The following is a 26,805-nucleotide window of genomic DNA, read 5'->3' on the forward strand; positions in this document are numbered from 1 at the left end:
TGGTGGATGTTATCGCAGTCCAACTGCCCGTACAGGCCCGTCAGCAGAACAAAGACTAAAAACGCCACGTTCTCCCAAAAGCTATCACTTTCGGTCGTGCGATGCATCGCTGCCGCAGCTTTCCTTATCCTGTGGCAACGTCTTTGTGACCCGCTTCCTCCCAAAAGCTGTCGCATTTGGTCGTGCGATGCTCATGCTGACGAAGCCTTCCTTGTCCTGTGGGCCTCAACTAACAATCAGTGGGGTATAAAGCCCCCCACTGATTGAAGTTTCACTTTATGCCTGCTGGTTCTTTAACAAAGGATTATTTAATCCAGAATAAAGGTCTTTTACATGGACCGTTACAATCTTAGCGCCAATCTGGACATGGACCATATTATCAAAAACAGCTGTTACCAGGCCGTTTAATGAAACATTCGTGCCAATATTGAGATCTTTGCCGGGAGTTTTAACATTTTTCTTGTCTGCCATCGTAACACCATCCCATTCCGTTTTATTGAAACTTATACATAGAATATTGCCTTTTTATAGTAAAATAAACGCTTTAATAAAAAAAGTCCAGTAATATAGCCTGTTTTTTTATCGACAAATTTTATTGTTGCCAGGCACTTGTCGAATTTTCTTTATATAGAAAATTAAGTATTCATTTCCGAAAATCAAATACAGCCGAAAAAACAATGCTTGGAGGGAATTACGCAATTAATGCTATCCAATTTTGGATCTAACTGACAGGAGTGAAATTCAGACAAAGAGGGTATTTATAGTCCGTAAAAATACAGATTCAGAAAAGGATGAAAAACGGAATATGAATATGCCTCTTGCAATTGGGCTCATTTTTATTGCCCTTTATATAACTGCAATAATCGGGATTAAAATCTTAAGGATTCCTGATATTGTTATTTATATTATTTTAGGAGCCGGCATCTGTTTTTTTGGATTTTACAAAGAGGCGCAAGTAATTGAAGCTGCAGGTGAAATTGGCTTAATTCTGTTATTCTTTCTGCTTGGCACAAAATTCTCTGTGCGTGAATTAAGGAATAATGGAAGGAAAGTCTGGAAATCCGGGTTATTGGATGTTTTTCTGGGAGTGGGAGTGACTGCGGGAATTGCCTATGCTGCAGGTCAAAACATGTTTGTCTCTTTATTGATTGCCGGAATCGTATATGCAACCAGTTCTTCAATTACTGTTAAGCTGCTGGAATCAAAAAATCGCCTTGAAGATAAAGACTCTGAATATATGCTCTCTCTTCTGATTTTTGAAGACCTCGCTGCTCCGATTCTTGTGACTGTGTTAATTGGGCTGAGCGGCGGAAATAGTTTCTCCGCTGCAGATTTTCTGTTTATTTTTCTGAAGGTGTCTCTTCTTGCTGGCGCTGCAATTTGGATGAGCAGAATAGTTCTTCATAAAGCCCAGCATTGGATGAAAAAAGTTGCTCATGAAGATTCCTTTTTGATTCTTGTACTCGGAGTTGCGATTACCTATGGCGGATTTGCAGTATTTCTGGGGCTATCAGAGGTTATTGGCGCATTTCTTGCCGGCATCATTCTTGCCGGAACGGAGGTAAAAGAAAAAACAGAGGAAGTTGTACTTCCCGTCAGGAATCTGTTTCTTCCATTTTTCTTCTTGAATTTCGGGCTTTCGCTTGAGTTTAAGGAAGAAATTCCTTCTCTGGGTCTTCTGGTTATTATTGTTATCTGGTCTATCATTCACAAGCTTGCTGCAGGGTATTTTGGAGGACAATGGTATGGCCTATCGAAACAGGAAGCTCTAAAGGCGGGATTATCATTATCATCAAGGGGAGAATTCTCTGTAATTATTGCCGGATTGGCCACAGGGGGCCTTAAAGTATTTGCCGGGGCTTATATCCTGATTGCAGCTTTGATCGGCATGCTGCTGTTTCAATTATCGCCGCGGATCCATTCATGGATGAAGAGGAGTTCCAGTTAATAGCAATAAAAAATTACCGGAAAACCTCTTGTTCATTAAAAGTTTTTCCGGATTGCTGTTTATAAATTTCTTCTTTTACCTCCTGCTCCGTGAAACAAAAGGGTTTTCAGCAATCCAAAATCTCCATGGATAATTCCGTGCTTCACCGGAATTATCAATTCCGATTCGTTTTCCGCGTGTGACTTTCCCAGGAGGAATTCCTTTAGCAATCATAAGAGGGGGGCTTGTAAAATGCCGGCCATAATCATCTATTGTAATATCGAGAGCTTTGGTTAATTTTCCAGGCCCATTAGTGAGGTTCTTTAGATCATCCATTTTTCGTCTTTTCTTCATTAAATCAAGTCCGTCTACAGGTTCAATTCCCCTGATCAATACAGCTTCCGGCTTTTCCTTAGGGCCGCTCACAACATTAACCAAACAATGGGTATGCATTACATACGTGTAGACAAATCCGGGTTCATTGAACATGATTTCGGTCCGCTTTGTTCTCCTGTTCCCAAAGCTGTGAGCTGCCCTGTCTTCAGGACCCATATATGCTTCTGTTTCAACGATATAGCCTGAGGCGACCCCCTCTTCAGTTTCTTTGATCAATATGCAGCCCAGCAGTGCTTCCGCCAATAGTAGTGTCGGCTGCTGAAAAAAGCCTTCTGGCAGAGGGGCATATGGTTTTATTTCTTTCATGATCAATCTCTCCAAACAGTATTTTATTAGTTCTTGCAGCATCGTGTCTTATGTTTTACCCTTTGCTATTTTTTCATAACCATACCTGCAGTATAATAGCAAAAGGAAATACTATACAGGATGTGGGCATTGATGAATAAAAATATCGGTTTTATCGGATGTGGAAAAATGGCTCAGGCCATAATTGGAGGAATACTCAAATCCAATCTGGTAAATCCAAGCCAGATTATTGCTTCATCGAGAACAGAGAAGACGCTTGAGGATGTAAAAAGCAGGTGGAATATACAAATACGCCTTTCCAATATTGAAGCAGCGGAAGAAGCGGATATACTTTTTTTGGCTATTAAGCCTGATGCACATGGGGCAGTTATTGATGAAATTAAAGATAGCATTCGTTCCCATGCCATCATCTTAACCATTGCGGCCGGCATCAGCCTATCCTTTCTGGAACAGTCATTTGGCCGGAAAATCAGAGCAGTTCGAACCATGCCTAATACGCCATCATTAGTAGGAGAAGGAATGTGTGTCCTTTCCGCAAATGAATCAGTATCTACAGATGATATGGAAGAAGTGGCAAAAATATTCTCATGTATTGGAAGATCAGCTGTTATGGAAGAAAAGATGATGGACGCCATTCCTGCTATCAGCGGTTCTTCTCCAGCTTATGCCTATATGTTCATTGAAGCATTGGCAGATGGCGGTGTAAAAGCAGGATTGCCCCGTGACCAGTCTTATCAGCTCGCAGCCCAGGCTGTTTTGGGGGCAGCCAAGATGGTGCTGGAAACGGGTCTGCATCCAGCGGAATTAAAGGATGAGGTCTGTACTCCAGGAGGGGCAACGATTGAAGCAGTTGCCGAACTGGAGAGAAAAGGGTTCCGTGCAGCGGTGTTGAGTGCAATGGATCAATGTTTTGAAAAAACAAAGGCTCTTACAGGGAAAAACAATTAAACAAGATTTATTAACCTAAACCCGGCAGTTATACAACTGCCGTCTAAGGGTTCCTGAAATATAGGCACAAATCAAATGGGAAAACACTGAACATTTCACGGCAAAATGGAATATATAATAAGAAAATTTAAATTTTAATTCCGACTTGACTCATAGGAATACATGTATTATAGTAAGTCATTATGAAAACATCTATTGGGGAGGATTCAGTCCGATGAGTACAGGACTTTTAGTTTTAAATATTGCCATTATGCTTCTGCTTATAGGCGTATTATTCTTTATGCAAAAAAAGCATATTTCATTCTCAAAACGTGTGTTTACAGCGCTTGGATTAGGGATCTTGTTTGGCTTCGCACTTCAGCTGATTTACGGACCGGGTGCAGAGATCATTGCCAAATCTGCAGACTGGTTCAATTTAGTAGGCGGGGGTTATGTTAAATTCCTGCAAATGATTGTAATGCCGCTTGTCTTCATTTCTATATTAGGTGCATTTACTAAGCTAAAATTAACAAATAATATTGGAAAAATCAGTGTGCTTATTCTTGGGCTGCTTGTAGGTACAACAGCAGTTGCTGCCGCTGTCGGGATTGCAACAGCTGTCGGCTTTGACTTGGAGGCAGTCCAAATCAGCGGAGGCGATGCAGAGACTGCCCGCGGGGAACAGCTTGAAGAAACCTATCAGGGCATTGAAGGTAGAACATTCCCTCAGCAGATGCTGGATCTTCTTCCGGCCAACCCATTTCTTGATTTTACAGGGGCAAGACCAACATCCACCATTTCAGTTGTTATCTTTGCAGCCTTTTTAGGAATTGCTTACCTGAGTGTCAGACGGAAATCACCAGAACAGGCTGACCTTTTTGCGAAAATTGTGGATGCCTTCTATGCAATTATCATGCGTGTTGTTACATTAATCTTACGTTTAACACCATACGGAGTTTTGGCGATTATGACGAAAACAGTGGCCATGAGTGATTTCGACTCCATTTTAAATTTAGGAAAATTTGTTATTGCTTCTTATGTGGCACTTGCCATCATGTTCCTGATTCACCTGCTGCTTTTAACATTGAGCGGTTTAAATCCAATCACATATATGAAAAAAGCATTTCCTGTATTAACATTTGCCTTTACATCTAGAACAAGTGCCGGTGCATTGCCATTGAACATTAAAACGCAAAAGTCGCTGGGTGTTCCTGAAGGAATTGCTAACTTTGCAGGGTCATTTGGTCTTTCCATCGGCCAAAATGGGTGTGCTGGAATCTATCCGGCAATGCTGGCGGTAATGATTGCTCCGACTGTGGGCATTAACCCGCTGTCACCAGGATTTATTTTTACCGTCATTCTCATTGTAGCAATCAGCTCCTTTGGTGTGGCAGGGGTCGGCGGCGGTGCGACTTTCGCAGCGATCCTGGTATTATCTGCCCTTGACCTGCCAGTTGCACTGGCTGGCTTGCTGATCTCAATTGAACCGCTGATAGACATGGGACGCACAGCTGTTAACGTCAGCGGATCCATGACCTCCGGTATCTTAACGGGCCGAATCACCGGTGAAATTGATGGAAATCTTTATAGCGACATGAATGAAAAAATAGAAGCTGAAGCATAAGAAAAGCGACGGGTGCCGGGCACCTGTCGCTTTTTTCAATCAACGATATTCTGCTCTTTTCTTAACTGTTAACGATGTCATGGCGCCAACAAATATGATGGTGATAAACGAGTACAGGAACTTTTCAATACCGACAATTTTTAATCCGCTTAAAATAACCAATCCATCAATTGCGAATATCAAAGCGCCGATGTTAATAGGGAGGAGCTTTGTCATCAGCTGAGCCAGAAGGTCTGTACCTCCTGTGCTGGTTTCATAACGGAGCATGAGGCCGATCCCAAAGCCGACCAGGCAGCCGCCTAAAATCGAGCTGGGCAATATGGAAAGTTCAAAATGACCTCGCATAGCAGAAAGCAAATCAATAAGGAAGGATGAAATCAGGAGGCCGTGCAGACTATAGAAAAAATATTTCTTCTCATAAAACCAGGCAAGTACATATAATGGAATGCTTAAGACAATCATACTCAATCCAGTGGGAAGCTCGTAATAATAATGGAGGATCAGCCCTATGCCAATAATGCCCCCATCAAGCAAATGGTGGGGGACAAGGAAGCCGTTAATGCCTATGCCTAATAATAAACTTCCTATTAAAGTTGCAAACAGCTTTTCATACATAAGCTATCATCCTAACTTGTCCTTTTCTATACTTATAGAATATGAATGACCAGGTATTAAATAGAAGCGTTAAAAAACAAAAAAGCTTGTCCGATTTGGACAAGCTTTTGTTGTAAGGCGCTTCCGCTTTTCTATTTAGTGCGGCAGGAAAGCAAGCTGATAAAAGAATAACACTGCAAATAAATAAACCAGCGGATGAACCTCTCTCCATTTGCCTTTTACCACTTTCATAAGCGGATAAGCGATGAATCCAAGCGCAATTCCTGTTGCAATACTGGATGTCAGCGGCATGCTTAAGATAATCAGGAATGCAGGGAATGCTTCATCAAGTTCATTCCACTTAATATGTGAAATGCTGCCCATCATCAGGCTTCCAACGATGATCAGGGCTGGTGCAGTAATGGCAGCAAGACCTGATACCGCACTGACAAGCGGTCCGAAGAATGCTGAAAGCAGGAACAAACCTGCAACAGTCAAGGTTGTTAATCCTGTTCTTCCGCCCGCTGACACACCTGTGGAAGATTCAATATAAGCTGAAGTCGGGCTTGTACCAAACATAGCACCGATAGAAGTGGCGATGGAATCTGACAAAAGTGCCTCACGAGCTCTAGGCATCGTTTTGCCCTTCATTAATCCCGCCTGCTGGGCAACGCCGATCATCGTTCCTGTCGTATCAAAAATCGTTACAAGCAGGAAGGAGAAAACAACGGCGTATAAACTATGCTGGATAACATCTCCAATTGCTTCGAATGGATTTAAAATGATGATTCCATCCGGAAGCGAAGGCAGTGAAACAAATCCTTGGTCAAAAGAGAGCTGGCCGGTAAAGAAGGCAATCAGGGCTGTGATTATCATTCCGAAAAATAAAGCCCCATTAATCCCGAGCGTCATGAGAATTAATGTTAAAGCAAGACCGACCAGAGCAAGAATGGATTGTGGAGAATGCAAATCCCCAAGTGCAACAAGATTTGTTGGGTGGCTTGTGATCAGCCCGGTTAACCGCAAGCCGATAAATGCAATAAATAAACCGATTCCGGCAGTAATTCCGTGCTTTAAATTATCCGGTATCGCAATGATCAGTTTTTCCCGGAAAGGGGTAAGCGACAATATAATGAAGATAATACCTGCAATAAATACTGCTGAGAATGCAGTCATGTAATCAATATTTCCATGTGTGCCGACAACTGAGTAGGCAAAATAGGCGTTCAGGCCCATTCCCGGTGCGATGGCAATCGGATAATTGGCGAACAGCGCCATCCAAAGAGTACCTGCAACGGTTGCGATAATGGTTGCGGAAAAGACTTGCTCAAAGGGTACACCTGCATCAGATAAGATGACAGGGTTAACGACCACAATATAAACCATAGTTAAGAAAGTGGTGATGCCTGCCAGAACCTCGGTCTTTACGTTTGTTTGATTTTCTTTTAATTTGAACATATAAAGTCCCCCATAAACTAAAACTTCTTTCAGGTTGTATGTGTTATCAATAAATACGAACGTTAAGAAAGCACAAATAATATAATATTCGTTTTTGATATAGATTTCAAGACCTTAATGTTATTATTCTATATATTGGCGGTTTCATCCTTATATAAAGAAAAAAGCTTTGATACGGAAACTTGCTTTCCGCGAAACAGCCATTATATAAAAATGTGTTGATTATCAATGGAGTATGCTTATACACTATTGTCAAACGATAACGAAATGGGGTTGGGTTGGCCTATGTTTGCAAATCTTAAAACAATGAACTTGAGTCAGCAGGCCGAATATTTAACAAAGGCCCTTGTGCAGATGAAGAGCTACAATCATTCGGATGGAGAAAGGCATAAAGCTGATTTTTTAAAAGAAATAATACACTCGTACCCATCTTTTAATGATAATGATAATTTAGTATGGACTCAGGAAATACCTGGTGATGAATTGGGCCGCAAGAATGTGTTTGCCTTCCTCAAGGGGCGCTCCAGAAGCAAAAAGACTACTATATATCTGGCGCATTTAGACACGGTGGGCACAGAGGATTTTGGGCCGATTCAGGGACTGGCCCATGATCCGGATAAGCTCCAGGAGTTTTTTGTACAATATGGCTCTGATCCTGAAGTGCAGGAAGATGCCCGGTCTAATGAGTGGCTTTTTGGCAGAGGGGCATTGGATATGCAGAGCGGAATTGCTGTCCATCTGGCCAATCTCCTGTTTTTCTCGGAAAATCCAGACGAATTGGCCGGCAATTTGCTTGTCATGTTCAATGCTGATGAAGAGGGTGAGCATAAAGGAAGCAGAGCTGCTCTATCCGAATTGCTGAGGCTGAAAGAAAAAATGGGTCTGGAATATTTGGCTGCAATAAATAATGATTTTATCTCACCATTGTATGATGGGGACACCACGAAGTATATATACACAGGCACAGCAGGGAAAATCTTGCCATGTTTCTCCATTTTCGGAAGGGAGGCTCATGCAGGTGAAAGTCTTGCCGGGATTGATCCTACATTGATTGCTGCAGAGCTGACTGCCCGTATAAGCCAGAATTTTCAGCTGACTGAGAAACTTGAAGGAGAGCTGGTGCTTCCGCCAAGCTGTTTATATATGAGAGATGATAAAAAACGCTATGACGTTCAGACGGCAGTCGGCTGCCGGGTTTACTTCAATTACTTCTTCTACGAAAAACCCCTGAAGCAGCTTTCGAAAGAACTGGGGATGATTGCCGAAGATGCAGCCATCGCAGTAGAGGACCGGCTGAAAGGTGCCTATAAAGATTTTCGGACTGTCAATAAGCTGCCGGAAAGACAGCTGGACTGGGGAACAGAAGTGACGGCTTTAGATGATTTTCTTGTATATCTCGAAGAGAAGGGCATAGATACAGTGAGTGTTATGGAAGAAGCAAGGAAGCAAAGTTCGCTTGATGAAACCGATGCCAGAATGATTGCTTTTGATATTGTAGAAGCTTTACACCAATCAGACCCCGAGAAGAAACCTAGAGTGGTCTTATTTTATGGAACACCTTTTCTTCCTGCCAACACGGTTGATGTGAATACAGAAAGAGGGATCTTTTTGAAAAATTGCCTGGAGGAAGTGCTCTCTGAAGAAGCTAAGAAAACAGGTGAGACATTCAAGGTCCGCAAATATTTCCCCTACTTATCTGATGGAAGCTTCCTATCTTTTGACGGCTCGGATGAGGATATACAATCTCTTAAAAAGAACTTTCCTGCTATAAAAAGCCTTTTTCCAATTCCATTAAAGGCAATGAGAGATTTAAATATTCCTGTCATTAACCTCGGAGTTTATGGGAAGGCTGGCCATAAGTGGACAGAGCGGGTTTATAAACCATATACTTTTGAAGTTTTGCCTGAGATTATCCGAAAGCTTACAAGAAGAATACTTCAAAAGCCGGGAAGCTAGTTCCCGGCTTGCTTCAAAAAAGTAACTTTAATATAGCAGTAACGTCTAATGTATGAGGAAAGAATTCAGGAGGCGGTGGCAGAATGATAAAGGCTGTAATTTTTGATTTTGATGGAACCATTGTAGACACAGAGTCTTTATGGTATGAGGTCTTTAAACAAACCCTGTCAGAAGATTATGGATTTGAGCTTGGGCTGGAGGATTTTGCGCAGGGCATTGGCACCACAGATGATATTCTATTTAATTATATTGACAGTAAATTAGGCATCCAAATTAATCGTGAATCTGTTCAGGAGAAAACAGAAAAAGCATTTCAGAGTCAGAGGGATATTTTAATTTTGAGGGAAGGGATTCAGGACCTAATAGAAAAGTGCATTGAAAAAGGCCTTAAGCTTGGAGTTGCATCCAGCTCCGGCAGGGATTGGGTTAAGCATTATCTGAACCATTTTGGAATTGAGGGTCATTTTCAAACGCTCAAAACAAAAGAAGATGTTGAAAAAGTAAAGCCTGATCCGGCTCTTTACATAAAAGCACTAGAAGAAATGGGCGTCGAGCCGGAAGAAAGTCTGGCCATTGAAGATTCCGTAAATGGATCAATCGCAGCTGTTCAGGCAGGAATGCACTGTGCGGCTGTTCCAAATGATGTGACGCATTTTCTCTCTTTTCATGAAAAGGTAATGCGGTATAAAGCTTTCTCTGAAATTCCCATTGATGAACTGATAACAGAAAAAGGCAAGGGATAAGCCCCTGCCTTTTTAAATCCTCTTAACTGAAATAGCATTCCGCATCTTGTGGAGTGCTTTTTTGCCATCTTCTTTTCTTGCCATCATGACGTTCACATATAGCGCGTCAATAATACTTAGCTGGGCAATCCGGGAAGATAGGGCCTCAGAGCGGTAATCGGTTTCTTCAGCTACTGTAAAAAGTGAGATATCAACATTCTGGCTGAGCGGTGATTTTGCAAAATTTGTAATGGCAATGGTTTGCACCTTATTTTGTTTTGCCACATTAAGAACCTGAATGACATCCTTTGTTGTGCCGGAGTGAGAAATAAAAACTGCCACATCATTCTCGGTCAGCTGCGAAGCCGACATCAGCTGCAAATGCGAATCGCTGTTTGCCAGCACAGTAATGCCGGTGCGGATAAATTTGTGGTAAGCATCCATGGCGATAATACTGGATCCGCCGCTCCCGACAAATTCGACTTTATTTGCATTCAATATTAGGTCCACTGCTTTTTCAAAAGCCCCCCCGCCAATGATTCCAAGGGTATCTTCAAGGGTCTTGATATTGGAGCGGAACACCTTTTCCGAAACAGTCAGGATTCCATCATCTTCATTAATGGTTTCATGAATATCCTTAATAGGTGTAACGATTTCCGATGCCAATGCTATTTTAAGAGCCTGATAGCCTTTAAAGCCAATCCGCTTGCAAAAACGGAATACGGTTGAGTCAGCTATGCCAAGGTCATCAGCAAGCTGGTTAATGGAGCTGTGGACGATTTTTTCAGGGTGTTCAAGAATATAATCTGCAATCTTTTTTTCTTTATCGCTGAATTTTGCATAATGTGTTTTAATTCGGGCAAAACAATATAAGTTATCATGAACCATTTATGGGCATCTCCCTAAAATAAATTTCAAAAAATTTTTTTCATTAGGTATAGAAGATAGAAGGGAATAAAGCGCTTTCTAATTTCAATTTCTATTATAATCGAAAAATATTTTTTTGAAAACGATTGCAAACAGAAAAATATTTTGTATAATAAAGTCACATACGAAAAAAATTTTCTTCATCCAGGAGGCAATTATGCAAGTAGGAATGATCGGTCTAGGAAAGATGGGATACAACTTATCCCTGAATTTGAAAGACCATGGACATGAAGTGACAGCATTTGATAAAGACAATAATATAATCGAAAAAATTTCTGCTGAAGGGATTAAAGGAGTCCCATCTATTGCGGAATTGGTAAACAATCTTACAAAGCCGCGTGTGATATGGATGATGGTGCCTGCAGGTGATATTACAGAGGCAGTTATTGAGGAGACATCAGCACTTCTCGAAGAAGGCGATATATTAATCGATGGAGGTAACTCCAATTATAAGGAAACGCTGCGCAGAGCTGAAATGCTTCAGAAAAAAGGAATTTACTTCTTCGATTGCGGAACTAGCGGCGGTATGGAAGGTGCACGCAATGGTGCATGCACAATGATTGGCGGAGATGCGGAAGTATTTAAAACGATTGAGCCAATTTTTAAGGATATTACTGTGGAAAACGGCTATATGTATGCCGGAAGAACAGGAAGCGGCCATTTTCTGAAAATGGTACATAACGGAATTGAGTACGGCATGATGCAGGCAATTGCGGAGGGATTTGAAATCCTTGAAAAGAGCCCGTTTGACTATGATTATGAAAAAGTCGCTAAAGTTTGGAATAACGGTTCTGTCATTCGTTCATGGCTAATGGAACTAACTGAAAATGCATTCTCGAAGGATGCTAAGCTTGATGGCCTTAAAGGTGTCATGCATTCATCCGGAGAAGGGAAGTGGACGGTTGAAACAGCCCTTGATCTTCAGACAGCCGCTCCAGTCATTACCATGTCATTAATGATGCGCTACCGCTCTCTGGCAGAAGATACATTCTCGGGTAAAGTGGTCGCTGCATTAAGAAATGAATTTGGCGGACATGCAGTAGAAAAGAAATAAACTTTTTTGGGAACTGGACTAGCTGCCAATGGCAGCTTTCCAAATCCCGCAAATATATATTGTATCCATAAATGAAAACGCTTCAAATACAAAGGGGGAAATGAAATGTCAGGCTCAATGTTAATTTTAGTAGCGATGGCTGGTATCTTCTTGCTATTATTCTTAGTTATGAAAACAAAGCTTCATGCTTTTGTAGCTTTATTGCTTGTGAGTTTGCTAGTTGGGATTGCAGCAGGGATGCCGCTTGATGGCGTAATTCAATCAGTTCAGAATGGGATGGGCGGAACTCTCGGATTCGTAGCTGTTGTTGTGGGTCTTGGTGCAATGTTTGGCCGTATGCTTGAGGTTTCTGGAGGTGCTGAACGTCTTGCACAGACAATGATCAAGAAATTCGGTGAAGATAAAGCGCAGTGGGCGCTTGGTATTACAGGTTTTATTGTCGCAATACCGGTATTCTTTGATGTTGGTTTTATCATTCTTGTGCCGATTGTTTATGGTCTGGCAAAGAAAACAGGAAAGTCACTGCTTTACTATGGGATTCCGCTTTTAGCAGGTTTGGCTGTTACACACAGCTTTATTCCGCCGACTCCGGGACCGATAGCAGTGGCAGATTTAATTGGTGCTGATCTTGGCTGGGTAATTTTATTTGGTGTTATTGCCGGTATTCCTTCAATGATTATCGCAGGTCCTTTGTTTGGTAAGTATATCGCGAAAAAAATACATGTATCGGTTCCAGATTACATGCAAATTGAGGAAAAGGAATATGACAAAGAGCTTCCAAGTTTTGCGCTAATTGCAAGCATCATTTTCATTCCGCTGGTGCTGATCCTTCTAAACACTGTTTCAGGTGTTCTTTTAGAAGAAGGAAATGGTTTAAGAGCATTCTTCACATTCATGGGTCACCCGTTTGTGGCACTGACTTTAGCTACTTTACTGGCATTCTACAGTCTTGGAACAAAACGCGGCTATTCCCGCCAGGAAGTACAGGATATTGCTACAAAATCTTTAGAGCCAGCTGGTATCATTATTCTAGTTACGGGTGCCGGCGGTGTGTTTAAGCAGGTTCTGATTGATTCTGGTGTTGGACAGGTTTTGGGAGATATGATGGCTGCTTCCGCACTGCCTCCAATTCTTCTGGCCTTCCTAATTGCCACTTTTGTACGTGTTGCACAAGGTTCGGCAACAGTAGCAATGGTTACAGCTGCAGGATTAATTGCCCCGCTTATTGAAACAATGGGACTTGAAGGTCCGGTACTTGGATTGATTGTTATCTCCATTGCAGCAGGAGCAACGATATTCTCACATGTTAACGACTCTGGCTTCTGGCTTGTGAACCGCTATTTCGGCCTTGACGTTAAAGATACACTGAAATCATGGACCGTGATGGAAACATTAATTGCTTTAGTCGGATTTGCGACAGTATTTATACTTGGCTTCTTTATTGCCTAAAATTAATATGAAGAAGAAGGGAAGTGGCGACTTGTTAAAGCCGCTTCTTTCTTCAGTTTTAAATGACCGCTTTTTCAGATTTGTTTTTGAAAGGAGATTATCAATGTCTGCCACAAAATATGTAATCGGTACGGATATTGGAACAACAAGCACAAAATCAGTATTATTTGACCATAACGGCACGGTTCTTGGAAAATACACTATTGAGTATCCTCTTTATACTCCTAATCCTTCGACTGCAGAACAGGACCCGGAAGAAATTTTTCAAGCTGTTCTAGGTACCCTTAGAGGCTGCATAAAGGAATCAAATGTTAGAGCGGAGGATATTACATGCGTGTCCTTCAGTTCAGCCATGCATAGTGTCATAGCTGTAGACGCAGATGGAGTGCCATTGACAAACAGCATTACCTGGGCTGACAACCGCAGTGCAAAATGGGCTGAAAAGATAAAACAGGAACTGAATGGCCATGAAATATACTTACGGACTGGAACGCCTATTCATCCGATGTCACCGCTATCGAAAATCCTCTGGCTGAAAAATGAGAAGGAGGAAATATTCAAGCGCACCTACAAATTTATTTCCATTAAAGAGTATGTTTTTCACAAATTATTTGGTGAGTACATCGTTGATTATTCAATAGCATCAGCTACTGGAATGTTTAATTTGAAGAAACTGGACTGGGATGAAGAAGCTATAGAGACTGCTGGAATTACATCCGAAAAACTGTCGAAGCCTGTCCCAACTACTTTTTCTGTAAAAGGGATGAAAGAGGAATTCAGAAAGCTGACTGGTTTAAGCTCGGATACTCCGTTTATTGCAGGTGCCAGTGATGGAGTCCTTTCCAACCTTGGAGTTAATGCGATTGATCCAGGTGTGGTGGCCGTAACGATCGGAACAAGCGGAGCGATCCGTGCTGTAACCGACAAGCCTGTAACCGATCCAAAAGGCAGGATCTTCTGCTATGCCCTTACAGAAGAACACTGGGTTATTGGCGGTCCAGTAAATAATGGAGGCATGCTTTTCCGCTGGGTGCGCGATGAATTCGCTGCATCAGAAGTTGAAACGGCCAAGCGTCTGGGAATTGATCCTTATGATGTATTAACAAAGATTGCATCAGGAGTTGCACCTGGATCAGATGGCCTGATTTTCCATCCTTATATGACGGGGGAACGCGCACCTTTATGGAATGCCAATGCAAGGGGTTCATTCTTTGGTCTGAGCCTTCACCATAAAAAAGAGCATATGATCCGTTCTGTGCTTGAAGGGGTTATCTATAATTTATATACTGTATTGCTTGCTTTAGAGGAGCTGACAGGGGAGCCAAAGAGGATTCAGGCAACGGGCGGATTTGCCAGATCAGATCTATGGCGCCAAATGATGGCCGATATTTTCAATCAGGAAGTTGTTGTGCCTGAAAGCTATGAAAGCTCTTGCCTGGGAGCGGCTATTCTTGGATTATATGCTTTAGGGGTGGTTGAAGACTTAAATGTTGTCTCGGATATGGTAGGTGCAACGTTTAGCCATCAGCCGAAGGAAGAGGATGCGAAAGTATACAGGGAGTTAATGCCGATTTATATACGCTTATCGCGTTTGTTTGAAAATGAATATGAAAGTCTTTCAGATTTTCAAAGAAAATATTTAGGATGAAAAAAAGGAGCGGGCACAGCCTGCTCCTTTTTTTATTAGAAAATGGCATTCAATATTAAATAAACAATGCCAGCCAGGGTGGCCGAGATTGGCAAGGTGATTACCCATGTAATAAGCATTCTCTGCGCTGTTCCCCATTTTACTCCTTTTAGCCTGTGGGCAGAACCTACACCCAGGATAGAAGAGGAGATAACATGAGTTGTACTGACTGGCAAATGGATATACGTTGCACCGAAGATGATCATAGCGCCTGTTAAGTCTGCTGCCACTCCATTTATAGGACGGATTTTCATGATTTTTCCGCCGACTGTTTTAATGATTTTCCAGCCGCCGACAGAAGTTCCGAGACCCATGGCTAATGCACAGGAGAACTGTACCCAAAAAGGGATATCAGTTGTTGTAACATAATTGTTTGCAATCAGAGCCATTGTAATGATACCCATTGCTTTCTGTGCGTCATTTGTTCCATGTGTATAGGATTGCAGAGCAGCAGTGAAAATTTGGATCAGCCTGAAGTTCCGGTTAGTTTTAGTCAGGTTGTTGTGTTTGAAAACGATCTTGAAAATGCTGTAAACAATAAAACCGACTGCAAATGCAATTAACGGCGAAAAGATAAGTGCCTGAAGGATTTTTAAAAATCCCTGATAATTTAGAGCTGAAAATCCTGCTGCCGCAATCGCAGCACCGGCAATCGACCCTATGATCGCATGAGAAGAGCTGCTTGGGATGCCATAATACCAGGTCAGCAGGTTCCAGAATATCGCAGCGATTAAAGCGGCTAGGATGACAAGAGAACCATTCTGCAAGGTAAAAGGGTCCACAATATCTTTGGTAATGGTTTTAGCCACTCCAGTAAATGTCATGGCACCAACAAAGTTCATGACGGCTGCCAATATGATGGCGTGCCTTGGTTTAAGCGCCTTGGTGGAGACCGAGGTAGCTATTGCGTTTGCTGTATCGTGAAAACCATTGATAAAGTCAAATGCCAGGGCCCCAATGACAATTAAGATCGTTATAATAAATATTGCATCCATTGTGATCGCCCCTTAAGCATTTTTCATAATGATGGTTTCAAGCGTATTGGCGACATTCTGGCAGCTGTCAGCAATTTCTTCCAGCGTTTCATAAATTTCTTTATACTGAATGATTCGAATAGGATCTTTTTCTGTGGCAAAAAGATGCTTGATTGACTGACGGCGGACTCCATCACATTTGGATTCGTAATCTTTAATTTTGATTGCATGCTCTCTGATCTGCAGTAATTTCTTAGTTGAAAGAAGTACCACGCATTTTTCAATTTCAATTGCACAATTCTTAATCGCATCCACGAACTTCAGCATAAATTCATCAGCCTGTGTCATGGAATACATTTCAAATAAATCAGCACATTCTTCAAAGCCATCGAGCACATCATCCATGCTCATAGCGAGGTGGAGGATATCTTCTCTTTCAATCGGCGTAATAAAAGCGTTATTTAGTTCTTTAATGACTTCATGAACATAGGAATCGCCCTTTGTTTCATAATCCTTCATTGTTTTTGAAAAGGTTTTTAAATCACTGACATTGTTAATCTTATAGTCGGCAAAGTAAATTGCACTATCTTTTAAATTCACAGAAATATTGCTTAACAATGTGTTAAACTTGTCCTTCTTCTTAAAAACCATTTTTTTACCCCCAATTATTTTAGGAAAAATTCAATCAAACGTAATTATTTTATACGAAATCGACAAAATATGATAGTTTTTTTTATTACAGTAATATTCCCCAGTTTAATGAGAATAAACGAAGAGACTATTTATAACTGAAAGAAAGACACCGCCAAACTCGGCGGTGCCTTAATTATGGGATGGATGACCATCTATCCTTTCAGCCTTCCAATAAAATCATGTAGTTTTTGCAGTGAATTCAAATTTTCATTGCATTTCTGGCTGTCATGGCAAATGTAATTTCCTTTTTTTGTATAAGTGCCCAACTGAGTACCCTTGGTTTCAGTTAAGAACATGCCTGTTTCTTCAAATTTGCTGCAGATGGCACAGATTCCTTTTTTGCTCAGCGGTTTGAATGTTCCATATATGCCAGTCAGTTTGCCATCGAGCAGGCTGATCATATACTTCCTGTTTGTGCCTTTGTCGTCCCATCCCAAGTAGCTGATTTCCCTGAAATCGATATCTTCAAGTGCTGGTATCTTTAATTTTTTTGCTTTAGGGAACAGCTTTTTGATGGATTGTTCCGTCAAAGATGCAAACGGTATTACATATTCCTTTATTTGTGCCAAGAAGGCATCAGCCTGATCTCTTTCTTTTATATCAATGATCGGTGAAAGAAGCTGCTTTTGTTCCTCGCTAAGTTCTTCAAAAAGCCCCAACACTTTTTCGCTAGAAAGAGATTTCAGTGCATTCAGCACTCCTGTATCATTGACAGATGCATGGCCATTAATAAGCACTTGCGTCTGATATTTAATAAAATTATATTGATCATTTCTGATGAAAGGATCCATTATACTCACTCCTATACCTTTAGCACCTTTATATATCACCTTCACTTTAAAAGAATTACATAAAAATGTAAATGTATAAAACAATTAGGAAATGAACACGGCATATGAAAAAGCACTGAACAAGGTCCAGTGCGAAGATTTCACTTTTTATAAACTATTTTTTTGATTGTTTCGACTGAAAGAAAATATTCTTCCGCCAATTGGCTAATTGTTTTGCCGTTTTGGAAGGCACCTTTAATAGAACAGTTCCTTTCATCCAGAGCTTTTCTCGCTCCAGAGCGTGAGCCCCATTTTTCGTAGTCCTTTTCAGGCTTGGGGATATATATAGCCTCACCCTGAACATATTTTTGTATTTCTGCTATCAAATTCTCCGGTAAAACGGCATTAGCTTTTACATAACTCATTTCTGCCAGCTCCTTATTTATTTTTGACAATAAAAAATGAATAAGGTGCAAAGCCGATATCAGAAATGGTTTTAGCTGAATGGGCGATAATAATTAGTCTATTACCGCCTCATGCAAAGTATCGCCACCAATATCAGGCTTTGCATGAGACGCTGCATTATCAGGCATTGCAACTGCAATGGCCACTTTCATCACCTCCTAAAAAGTGTTTTTCTATATTATAAATAAAAATGATTGCCATTGCATTTAACACACTAATCCGACAAAATCTAATCAGTCCTTGTCACCACTTGATTCTTGCAGATTTTTCTGATAATATATTTTTCTGCCCACGCGTTTGCTCATATGTCCTTCTCCATTGCGGCTGAAAAACAATTGAAAGGAGAAACATATGCCATCTGAATTTGAACACCCCGATTTTCAGCAGGAGACTCAGCGGCTGGAATTTACGAAACGTTATATTGATGTCGTGATTAAAACTTCAGAATCCAGCAAAGATAAGTTTCAGGAGAATATGAAAGAAGCTTTCGAAGACGTTGATTGGCTTGAATCCAGTTTAAGTTACTCTTCTTTACTGACAAATGCCCGTTTTTTTGAGATGTCCAAAGATGAATTAAAACAATTGAAAAAAGCCCGGAAAAAGCCTTATTTCGCCAGAATTGATTTCTTAAGGGAAGATTTAAACGAAAAAGAGATTTTATACATAGGCAAAACTTCATTGTATTCAAGGGAGAATCAAGAGCAGATTATTGTTGACTGGCGTTCTCCGATAGCCAATTTATACTATGAAGGCAGGCTGGGTGAGGTTCAATACCATTCCTATGAAGAAAGCTTTACGGGTCATCTGTCATTGAAAAGGCAATATTTGATTGAAGACGGGATTCTGGATGAAATCCGGGATATAGACCTCACGACTACAGATGAATTGCTTCAGGAATCACTGTCTAAAAGCTCAAGCAACCGCCTCACTGAAATTATTTCAACCATTCAGGAAGAACAGAACAAAATAATTCGTGCTGATTTAAATAAGCCCATCATTGTTCAGGGGGCAGCAGGCAGCGGTAAGACAACGATTGCCCTGCACAGGATAAGTTATTTCATTTATCAGTACAAAGAAAATTTTGCCCCTGAACAGCTTATGATTCTGGCACCGAGCAGGCTATTCATTGATTATATTTCAGAAGCTCTTCCAGAGCTTGGGGTAGAAAGAGTCCGCCAGACTACCTACCAGGAATATGTGCTGGCATGTCTTGGCGAAGATCTTAAAATGGCTGATGACAGTAAATTGGTGAATTTGCTCGAAGGCCATGGCAGTGAAGAAGCAAACCTTGCAGCCTGGGCATCATCCATTAAAGGATCGCCTGTTTTTCAAGTAATCCTCGGCAATTACCTAAAAGAAATTTATAATAGCTTCTGCCCTAGTGATGATTTTATGGTAGATAAATTCAGGCTGTTCAGCCATAAGAAATTCTTCCAGCTTTTTTTGGTGGATTACAATTATCTGCCTCTTTATCGAAGACTCGAAAAATTAAAGGCTGTGCTTCAAAACGATCTTGCTAAGAAAAAGAAAAATATCATAAAGAAAATTGAAACGTATTATGACGAGAGAATCGAAAGGGCCCTTTACAGAGGGAAAGACCCTGAAAAAAGAAGACTGTATGTTTCAGATGCGCTTGATAAAAAAGCAGCCAGACTGGAAGAATTAAAGAAAAGCTTCAGAACTGCTGTGCCAAGATACATGAAGCAATTTCCGAAAAAAAGCCTGATCCGTTATTATAAAGACCTATTTGAAGACTCCATCCGTCTATCAAGATTATCAGGCGGGAAATTGCCTGTAAAAGATGCAGATCTACTATGTAAATACTGCCAGAAATTGTTCAGAAAAAAAGTTTATGAGAGAGAAGACTTAGCTTTAATGCTTTACTTGCAGGAAAGCCTTTTTGGCATTCCTAAAGAGCTGAAGGCAAAAAATATCGTCATTGATGAAGCACAGGATTACAGTTTCATGGAGCTCCTCTCTTTAAAAAAGTCACTTGAAACGGATATGTTCACATTAGTGGGGGATCTTGCACAGGGAATTCATTCCTACAGGGGACTAACAAGCTGGCAAGAGGTTCTTGACTTTATTTTTCCGCGTGCAACATATACAGAGCTTCAAAAAAGCTATCGTACCACAGTGGAAATCATGGAAAAGGCGAATGAATTGCTCAAGCTTCTTCCCTATTCATTCCCCGAAGTGGAGCCGGTTGTCCGCCATGGGAAAAGTCCTGAATTTATCAAGAGAGAGAATGGCCACGGTCTTGTACAGCAGCTTGAGGAACTGGTAATTTCATTGAAAGAAGAAAATTATAAAACGTTTGCGGTGATCGGGAAAACGATGAAAGACTGCCTGCTCATTCATGGCCTTTTTGAAGAGCATGCCAAACTCCCTTTTAAACTGCTGCAGGAGCAGGAAAGTATACCAAAGGATGAAATCGTTATCGTACCTTCCTACTTGGCAAAGGGCCTCGAATTTGATGCGGTCATGATTCTATCACTTGAAGAAGAATTTTCCAGAGAATATGAATTGGATATTAAGCTTCTTTATGTCGCCATGACACGGCCTCTGCACCGATTATATTTCTATGGACTGGAAAAAAACAATTTTATTATAGGATAAAACTTTTAGCAGCTGATTTTTCAGGCTGCTTTTTTTTGCCTAAAAGCACTTCGAACTTCAAAAAAATAATTTTAATGTCCATTGTTTAGGACATTTTTTCACCGGGAAAATCAATCTTACATAAGAAGGGATAGCGAAAAATCCGCGATATCACAATCCCGGCATTTGCCGTTTATATAGATGGGCGATTGCATCCCTCGGGCAATCGCTTTTGTTTTGAAAGTGTAAATAGTAGGTCTCCTTTTCATGCAAATGATAAAATGAAGTAAAAAACATGGAAGGAGATGATTTCATCATATGAAGGATATCAGCAGCACTTTAACCTTGCATAATGGAGTTGAAATGCCCCAATTCGGGCTGGGAGTATATAAAGTAGAAGAGGGCCAGCAGGTTGAAGACACGGTGAAAAATGCAATAAACATAGGCTACAGGCTAATTGATACCGCTGCCTTTTATGACAATGAAGAGGGTGTTGGAAGGGCAATAAAAGAAAGCGGTGTTCCCAGGGAAGATCTTTTCATAACGACAAAGGTGTGGAATACGGACCAGGGATATGAGCAAACTTTAGATGCCTTTGATAAGAGTTTAAAGAAGCTGGGTTTAGATTACATCGATTTATATCTAATCCATTGGCCAGTTAAGGAGAAATACCTGGAAACCTGGCGAGCGCTTGAGAAGCTTTATTGGGATGGAAAGGTAAGAGCTATCGGCGTGAGCAATTTTCAAATTCATCATTTAAAGGACATAATGGAAAACTCAGCTGAAAAGCCTGCAGTCAATCAGGTTGAGCTTCATCCTCTTCTATCTCAGGTAGAAATGAAGGCATTTTGTGATGATCACAATATAAAAGTGGAGGCTTGGTCTCCAATTGCAAGGGGCAGAGTGCTGGAGGACCCTGCCATAAAAGAAATTGCCGAAAGTCACGGCAAATCATCAGCCCAAATTATATTAAGATGGCATCTCCAAAACGGTATGATCGTAATCCCCAAATCAGTTAAAGAAGAAAGATTAAGGGAAAATGCAAATATTTTTGATTTTGAATTAACTGAAGAAGAAATGAAACAAATGAATACATTAAATAAAGATCAGCGATTTGGGGCCGACCCGGACAAATTTGATTTTTAATTAAGCTATTCAAAAAGCATCCTTAGGGGTGTTTTTTGTTTTTATAAATTTTTTCCAGAAGAATAGTTTTTAAATTTTTGGTTTTAGATAGAGAATCCTGGGTAATTTAATTGTACAAGCAGATAAGATCACCAAAAGCTGCGCAGCTACTGAATGAAATTCTTAATCTGAACAGAAACTAAATTAAATCAAAACGAGGAGTGATTTTCAATGTTAAGCTTTTTATGGGCATTAATTATAGGTGGTATCATTGGTTGGTTAGCAGGTATGATTTTGGGAAGAGATATTCCAGGAGGAATTATTGGGAACATCATCGCTGGTTTCATTGGTGCATGGTTAGGTTCATTAATCCTTGGTGATTGGGGTCCTGTAGTAGCTGACTTTGCTATTATTCCTGCTTTAATTGGTGCTATCGTGCTTGTATTCATCGTAGGCTTCATCATGAAGGCTATGCGCAAATCTCATGACTAATAGAATCATTTGAAAGAAGTCCCATATGGGGCTTCTTTTTTTGCGCTGAAAGCCTCTGCTTCTAAGTTTTAGTGAAATAAAAGCTGCCTCTGAACGGCAGCTCTAAATCGTTATTAAAAGGAATACGGATCAATTCCCTTAAAAATCTCAGGATCATCTAAAAAAGGCGCATGACAGACTATGGTTTCCTCTAAGAATGGGTGTGGAATCTCAAGTTTTACGGCGTGCAGTGCCTGCCGTGGAAAAGCAGGTTTCCCGCCATATAAAATATCCCCTGCAAGAGGATGTCCGATATGGCTGAGGTGAACACGGATCTGATGTGTTCTGCCTGTATCCAGAAGGCATTTAATAAGTGAAAGATTTAGCTTAGGAAAGTACTCAATTAGTTCATAGTTCGTGACAGCAGGCTGGCCGCTGGGGGATACTCTTCTTCTGGTTGGATGATGCCTGTCCCGCCCAATTTGTTCGCTGATGGTTCCTTTGATCTTTGAAATCCTGCCATGAACCAATGCTAAATATGTGCGTTTAATAGTTCGTTCCTCCAATTCTTTATCCAGGATTGCTCCTGCCAATGCATGTTTCGCAAATAAAATGGCACCGGTCGTATCTCGATCCAGGCGATGTATATGTTTTATGCTACTGGATTCACCCTGCATCTGCATATGAAAGGCTGCAGCGTTTGCTAAGGTATTATTTTGCTCTGGAGAATTAGGATGCGTGTCCATGCCTGCAGGCTTATTCAAAACAAGTAAATGATCATCTTCAAAGAGTACTTCGATGTCATAATAAGAGGGTATTAGGCCCAAATCTTCCTCCTTGAAGAAATGGAATTTTAATTTATCCCCTGCATGCAGCGGCTTTGTCCAATTGGCTGGTTCATCATTGGTTAATACCTGCTTGTTCATCCTCATATTGTGTGTCTGTTTTTTGGGTGCTCCCCATAATGTCCGGACTATATATTCGAGGGAATACCCTTCCCAGTGAACAGGCACCTCTATTTCACACCATTCGCCAAACCTTTGTATTTTTACCATAAATTGCTCCTTATCCTGATTGAATAATCGTGACTTTTATACATATAAATTAATTACAATAATATATTAGTCTTAAAAAACAGCTGATAAAAGGAATAGGTGTTCACAAAATATTATTGTAATATTTAAAGTCACCTTCTATTTTGCTGAAAATGGAGTTAATATAGTACTTTAGGACCAATTATAAAGCATTATGCCTGTTCCATCTATTTCCGCAGGAGGAATAAATGTCAACAAATCCCTTCTCTATGGGTATAATTACCACCCTAAAGGGCTTTCAGAATATGATATTCTTATGTATATATTACGAACTGATTACAAGGATTACAAAGGTGGGTTATCAGTGAAAGTTGTATTCGCATCAACTCCTGATCAGGAACAAAAAATTCAAGAATTAATTAGAAAATTCTATTCAAATGTGTTTCCTCTTTATTTCACAGATGATGACATAAGAGAATTTGAACAGCAGAAGATTTTACATACTTCTACACGGCACTTTGAATACTTCGGAACATTAAAGGAGGCTTACCAGGTTATAGCAGGACTGCAGACGCTAATGGCTATTCTGGAATCCCGTCATATGAATGACAAATATGAAATGATTTTCGTCAAAAATGTTCAAATACTTCAAGAATTCGGTTTGTCATTCCCATTTGACTACAGTCATTTTTGCGGAGAAAGGATGCCGCGGAATAATTTGTTCAGTGTCTACGCCAAAGCCGCAAATGAAATGCTTGTATAAAAAAACGCCTGCAGCTGACTGAGCCGCAGGCGTTTTTGGTTATTTCGAATTCTCATTAAACCATTGTTCAAAGACTTCTTTTTCCTGGTAACCAGTAATTCTGTTAACCTCTTTGCCGTCTTTGAATTGAACAATTGTTGGAGTTTCCTTAATTCCGTAATTGTCCCACCCGTCTTCAAATTCAAGAAGGTTGAATTGAACCAGGTCAATGCCCATATCTTCTGTAAGTGGAGCCACAACAGGAGTTGTTTTCTGACAATGAGGGCATGTAGGGCTATAAAAATACACAGTTACATCTTCATTTTCATTTAACTTTTTGTCCAATTCTTCAGGAAGGATCAGATTTTGATAATTTGGGTCTTCAAGCTGTTTGATTGTTTCAGGATGAAGTGAATCCTTTCCATATGGATTATTCCCAGACACTTTTTCTTCATTTTGCATTTTAGTTAAGATTCCAACCGCTGCGAATAACGCAACGATAATGGCAAGAAAAATAATGACCTTTTTCATTATTCTGCTACCTCCTTGGTTTTCTTCCAGACAAGATAACTGCTAATAAAAATAATTATAAAAGCTGTCAATGCTAAAAACGGAATCGTGATGAATCCAAGCCAATTAATATATTGCCCTGTACAGGGAACTCTCCCGCATGCTGCTGCATGGTCTGCCATAAATGAAATTTTCTGAATGGAATAGTGGTATATGGAAATCCCTGCTCCAACTGCAGATAACACCATTGTATAAAGGCTGATGCGATAATCTTTCTTAATAACAGCCAAGCCTAATATGACAGCAAATGGGTACATGATAATCCTTTGATACCAGCAAAGCTCGCAAGGCTCGTATTGCCTGATTTCCGAAAAATAAAGGCTGCCGAACATGGCCAGAATCGATGCTGCCCAGGCAAAAAACAGCAAATTCTCCCGCCGGTCTGTTTGTGTTTTCTCCATAATTATCTCCTTATTAATATGTACTCTAAAAATTATAAAGCTATTGGGCATCCCTTGTAAATTAACATGTTCAAAGGATCATCAGAAATAGGGCATTTGTTATATTGAAATGGTATTAGGCAAGGGACAGGGGTAATTACCGGAGAGAATAAATTAAAAGAAGATATTCAATCACCTTTATAGAAATATATATGAAGGAAAAGAAGCAAGATAAGAATAAGAGGGAAATTGGCTAAGAAAATTCAGAGGGTGTTATGAATGCAGTAAAAAAGGGAAAAGACCTGTATATCACTGGAGCGGCTGAGCTTTCCGTAACAGCTCCCAGGATAATTATTATTTCCAAAAGGAGTGCACCACCATTGACAAAGCTTGATTTAAAGAAGTTTGAGAAAAAAATGATTATCAGAAATACACGGCATTCAGATATAGATCATATCATTGCCCTGCAGGAGCTCTGTTTCCCCGGCATGATACCCTGGAAGAAGGATCAGCTTGAAAGCCATCTGGATATTTTCCCTGAAGGCCAGTTTGTAGCAGAATATGATGGAGAAATCATTGGTTCCTGTTCGAGCCTTATTATCAATTTTGATGAGTATGATGATCGTCATTCCTGGGATGATGTGACAGATAAGGGATACATAACGAACCATAATCCGGAAGGCTATAACCTTTATGGAATAGAAGTAATGGTTCATCCGGATTACCGCAGAATGAAAATTGGCCATCGCCTGTATGAGGAGAGAAAAGAGCTTGTCAGATCTTTAAATTTAAAAAGTATCATCATAGGGGGGCGCATTCCGAATTATCATAAATACGCCAAAGAAATGAACCCCCGTGAGTATGTGAACGAGGTCTCACTTCATAAAATCTATGACCCGGTTTTATCCTTTCAGCTCCTGAATGGATTTACTCTGATGAGGATTAACCCGAACTATTTGCCTGATGATGTTCAGTCAAATAAATATGCAACGCTGATGGAATGGAATAATGTTGATTACAGGCCAATGACTAAGCGTTTTTATAAAACAAGTTACCCGGTCCGTATATGCGTGGTGCAATACTTAATGCGGCAGATTAAATCCTTCGATGAATTTGCCCATCAGGTGGAATATTTTACAGATGTTGCTTCTGATTCCGGTTCTGACTTTGCAGTATTTCCCGAGCTATTTACCACCCAGTTAATGTCCTTTCTGGACGAACGGTCACCAAGCCTTGCGGTCAGGAAGCTGACGGAATACACTGAGCAATATATCGAGTTATTTACGGATTTGGCAGTCAGGTATAATATCAATATAATTGGCGGTTCTCATTTTGTTAAAGAAGATGATGATGAGATTTATAATATCGCTTATCTTTTCCGCCGCGATGGAACGATTGAAAAGCAGTATAAGCTCCACATTACGCCAAATGAGCGCAAATGGTGGGGAATCAGCCGCGGGGACGAAGTGAAAGTATTTGATACGGATTGCGGAAAAATAGCCATCCAAATTTGCTATGACATCGAATTTCCTGAGCTGGCGAGAATTGCGACTGATAAAGGTGCAAAAATTATATTTACACCTTTCTGTACTGAAGATCGCCAAGGATATTTGCGGGTGCGCTATTGTGCTCAGGCGCGCGCTGTTGAAAATCAGATATACACGGTTATTTCAGGAACGGTGGGCAATCTTCCCCAAACAGAGAATATGGATATTCAGTATGCACAGTCAGCCATATTTGCACCATCTGATTTTGAGTTTGCAAGGGATGGCATTGTGGGAGAGACCAATCCAAATATTGAAATGGTCCTGATTGGTGATGTTGATCTGGAAATTCTCCGCCGGCAAAGACAGGATGGCACGGTGCGCCAGCTAAAAGACCGCAGGCATGATATTTACAGCATTAGATATAAGAAGTAATATATAGTTGCAGATTGAGCGCCTTTCACTTGGCGCT

Annotated in this window: 25 protein-coding genes; 13 read left to right on the plus strand and 12 right to left on the minus strand. The window is 40.6% G+C overall.

Annotated features, from left to right (window positions below; all coding sequences use genetic code 11):
* Window positions 1-276: 276 nt before the first annotated feature.
* Window positions 277-471, minus strand: coding sequence for a hypothetical protein (locus IRB79_RS07420; protein ID WP_243507772.1), 195 nt, complete (start codon window positions 469-471; stop codon window positions 277-279).
* Window positions 472-805: 334 nt separating this feature from the next.
* Between IRB79_RS07420 and IRB79_RS07425 the strand changes: the two genes are divergently transcribed.
* The gene (locus IRB79_RS07425; RefSeq protein WP_243507774.1) at window positions 806-1,948 is read left to right on the plus strand and encodes a cation:proton antiporter; all 1,143 of its coding nucleotides are present in this window, start codon (window positions 806-808) and stop codon (window positions 1,946-1,948) included.
* Window positions 1,949-2,023: 75 nt separating this feature from the next.
* Here the strand turns inward: IRB79_RS07425 and IRB79_RS07430 are convergent, their stop codons facing one another.
* On the minus strand, window positions 2,024-2,629 hold the full coding sequence (locus IRB79_RS07430) for a DNA-3-methyladenine glycosylase (protein ID WP_243507776.1): 606 nt from the start codon (window positions 2,627-2,629) through the stop codon (window positions 2,024-2,026).
* A 132-nt stretch (window positions 2,630-2,761) separates the two neighbouring features.
* Here IRB79_RS07430 and proC point away from each other — a divergent pair, with 132 nt between their 5' ends.
* Together proC and IRB79_RS07440 are read left to right on the plus strand one after the other, a co-directional pair.
* On the plus strand, window positions 2,762-3,577 hold the full coding sequence (gene proC / locus IRB79_RS07435) for a pyrroline-5-carboxylate reductase (protein ID WP_243507778.1): 816 nt from the start codon (window positions 2,762-2,764) through the stop codon (window positions 3,575-3,577).
* 214 nt (window positions 3,578-3,791) lie between these two features.
* A complete protein-coding gene (locus IRB79_RS07440) occupies window positions 3,792-5,180 on the plus strand; it encodes an L-cystine transporter (RefSeq protein ID WP_243507779.1) in 1,389 nt (462 codons plus the stop codon).
* A gap of 39 nt (window positions 5,181-5,219) precedes the next feature.
* Here the strand turns inward: IRB79_RS07440 and IRB79_RS07445 are convergent, their stop codons facing one another.
* A complete protein-coding gene (locus tag IRB79_RS07445; protein ID WP_243507781.1) occupies window positions 5,220-5,795 on the minus strand; it encodes a YitT family protein in 576 nt (191 codons plus the stop codon).
* 135 nt (window positions 5,796-5,930) lie between these two features.
* Complete coding sequence (locus tag IRB79_RS07450) at window positions 5,931-7,232, minus strand: NCS2 family permease (RefSeq protein ID WP_243507783.1); 1,302 nt, start codon at window positions 7,230-7,232, stop codon at window positions 5,931-5,933.
* Window positions 7,233-7,517: 285 nt separating this feature from the next.
* On the opposite strand from IRB79_RS07450, the gene IRB79_RS07455 reads away from it, so the two are divergent.
* Window positions 7,518-9,188, plus strand: a complete 1,671-nt coding sequence (locus IRB79_RS07455) for a M20 family metallopeptidase (protein ID WP_243507786.1) — start codon at window positions 7,518-7,520, stop codon at window positions 9,186-9,188.
* Window positions 9,189-9,271: 83 nt separating this feature from the next.
* Window positions 9,272-9,931, plus strand: a complete 660-nt coding sequence (locus tag IRB79_RS07460) for an HAD family hydrolase (protein WP_243507787.1) — start codon at window positions 9,272-9,274, stop codon at window positions 9,929-9,931.
* Between the two features lie 12 nt (window positions 9,932-9,943).
* Here IRB79_RS07460 and IRB79_RS07465 read toward each other — a convergent pair whose 3' ends face one another.
* Window positions 9,944-10,798 carry a MurR/RpiR family transcriptional regulator gene (locus tag IRB79_RS07465; protein WP_243507789.1) on the minus strand — a complete coding sequence of 285 codons (855 nt, stop codon included), beginning with the start codon at window positions 10,796-10,798 and terminating at the stop codon, window positions 9,944-9,946.
* Between the two features lie 196 nt (window positions 10,799-10,994).
* On the opposite strand from IRB79_RS07465, the gene gnd reads away from it, so the two are divergent.
* From gnd to gntK, 3 genes are all read left to right on the plus strand, one after another.
* Window positions 10,995-11,891 (plus strand): phosphogluconate dehydrogenase (NAD(+)-dependent, decarboxylating), encoded by an 897-nt coding sequence (gene gnd, locus IRB79_RS07470; protein WP_243507791.1) that lies wholly within the window; start codon window positions 10,995-10,997, stop codon window positions 11,889-11,891.
* A 105-nt stretch (window positions 11,892-11,996) separates the two neighbouring features.
* Window positions 11,997-13,340: a GntP family permease gene (locus IRB79_RS07475; protein WP_243507793.1), complete on the plus strand. Its 1,344-nt coding sequence runs from the start codon at window positions 11,997-11,999 to the stop codon at window positions 13,338-13,340.
* 103 nt (window positions 13,341-13,443) lie between these two features.
* Complete coding sequence (gntK, locus tag IRB79_RS07480) at window positions 13,444-14,988, plus strand: gluconokinase (RefSeq protein WP_243507794.1); 1,545 nt, start codon at window positions 13,444-13,446, stop codon at window positions 14,986-14,988.
* 35 nt (window positions 14,989-15,023) lie between these two features.
* Here gntK and IRB79_RS07485 read toward each other — a convergent pair whose 3' ends face one another.
* The 4 genes from IRB79_RS07485 to IRB79_RS07500 form a co-directional block, all read right to left on the minus strand.
* Entirely contained in the window at window positions 15,024-16,022 is a 999-nt protein-coding gene (locus IRB79_RS07485; RefSeq protein WP_243507796.1) for an inorganic phosphate transporter, read from the minus strand.
* Window positions 16,023-16,034: 12 nt separating this feature from the next.
* Window positions 16,035-16,652 carry a DUF47 domain-containing protein gene (locus IRB79_RS07490; protein ID WP_206834824.1) on the minus strand — a complete coding sequence of 206 codons (618 nt, stop codon included), beginning with the start codon at window positions 16,650-16,652 and terminating at the stop codon, window positions 16,035-16,037.
* A gap of 194 nt (window positions 16,653-16,846) precedes the next feature.
* Window positions 16,847-17,485, minus strand: a complete 639-nt coding sequence (locus IRB79_RS07495) for a FusB/FusC family EF-G-binding protein (protein ID WP_243507799.1) — start codon at window positions 17,483-17,485, stop codon at window positions 16,847-16,849.
* Window positions 17,486-17,625: 140 nt separating this feature from the next.
* The gene (locus IRB79_RS07500) at window positions 17,626-17,889 is read right to left on the minus strand and encodes a CD3324 family protein (protein ID WP_243507801.1); all 264 of its coding nucleotides are present in this window, start codon (window positions 17,887-17,889) and stop codon (window positions 17,626-17,628) included.
* A 391-nt stretch (window positions 17,890-18,280) separates the two neighbouring features.
* Between IRB79_RS07500 and helD the strand changes: the two genes are divergently transcribed.
* The 3 genes from helD to IRB79_RS07515 all read left to right on the plus strand — a co-directional run bounded on the left by helD (window position 18,281) and on the right by IRB79_RS07515 (window position 22,144).
* Window positions 18,281-20,548, plus strand: a complete 2,268-nt coding sequence (gene helD, locus IRB79_RS07505; protein WP_243507803.1) for an RNA polymerase recycling motor HelD — start codon at window positions 18,281-18,283, stop codon at window positions 20,546-20,548.
* Window positions 20,549-20,845: 297 nt separating this feature from the next.
* Window positions 20,846-21,673, plus strand: a complete 828-nt coding sequence (locus IRB79_RS07510) for an aldo/keto reductase (protein WP_243507804.1) — start codon at window positions 20,846-20,848, stop codon at window positions 21,671-21,673.
* A gap of 210 nt (window positions 21,674-21,883) precedes the next feature.
* Window positions 21,884-22,144: a GlsB/YeaQ/YmgE family stress response membrane protein gene (locus IRB79_RS07515; protein WP_035326710.1), complete on the plus strand. Its 261-nt coding sequence runs from the start codon at window positions 21,884-21,886 to the stop codon at window positions 22,142-22,144.
* A gap of 113 nt (window positions 22,145-22,257) precedes the next feature.
* On the opposite strand, the gene IRB79_RS07520 is transcribed toward IRB79_RS07515, so the two are convergent.
* The gene (locus tag IRB79_RS07520; RefSeq protein WP_243507805.1) at window positions 22,258-23,178 is read right to left on the minus strand and encodes an RluA family pseudouridine synthase; all 921 of its coding nucleotides are present in this window, start codon (window positions 23,176-23,178) and stop codon (window positions 22,258-22,260) included.
* A gap of 343 nt (window positions 23,179-23,521) precedes the next feature.
* Here IRB79_RS07520 and IRB79_RS07525 point away from each other — a divergent pair, with 343 nt between their 5' ends.
* A complete protein-coding gene (locus tag IRB79_RS07525; RefSeq protein ID WP_243507806.1) occupies window positions 23,522-23,920 on the plus strand; it encodes a YhcU family protein in 399 nt (132 codons plus the stop codon).
* 39 nt (window positions 23,921-23,959) lie between these two features.
* Here the strand turns inward: IRB79_RS07525 and IRB79_RS07530 are convergent, their stop codons facing one another.
* Entirely contained in the window at window positions 23,960-24,430 is a 471-nt protein-coding gene (locus tag IRB79_RS07530) for a thioredoxin family protein (RefSeq protein ID WP_243507808.1), read from the minus strand.
* The gene (locus IRB79_RS07535; RefSeq protein ID WP_243507810.1) at window positions 24,430-24,870 is read right to left on the minus strand and encodes a disulfide oxidoreductase; all 441 of its coding nucleotides are present in this window, start codon (window positions 24,868-24,870) and stop codon (window positions 24,430-24,432) included. The genes IRB79_RS07530 and IRB79_RS07535 overlap by 1 nt, the downstream gene beginning before the upstream one ends.
* A 395-nt stretch (window positions 24,871-25,265) precedes the next feature.
* Between IRB79_RS07535 and IRB79_RS07540 the strand changes: the two genes are divergently transcribed.
* Window positions 25,266-26,768, plus strand: a complete 1,503-nt coding sequence (locus IRB79_RS07540) for a bifunctional GNAT family N-acetyltransferase/carbon-nitrogen hydrolase family protein (protein ID WP_243509302.1) — start codon at window positions 25,266-25,268, stop codon at window positions 26,766-26,768.
* Window positions 26,769-26,805: the final 37 nt, after the last annotated feature.

This window comes from Cytobacillus oceanisediminis (genome assembly GCF_022811925.1).
Taxonomy (GTDB): domain Bacteria; phylum Bacillota; class Bacilli; order Bacillales; family Cytobacillaceae; genus Cytobacillus; species Cytobacillus oceanisediminis_D.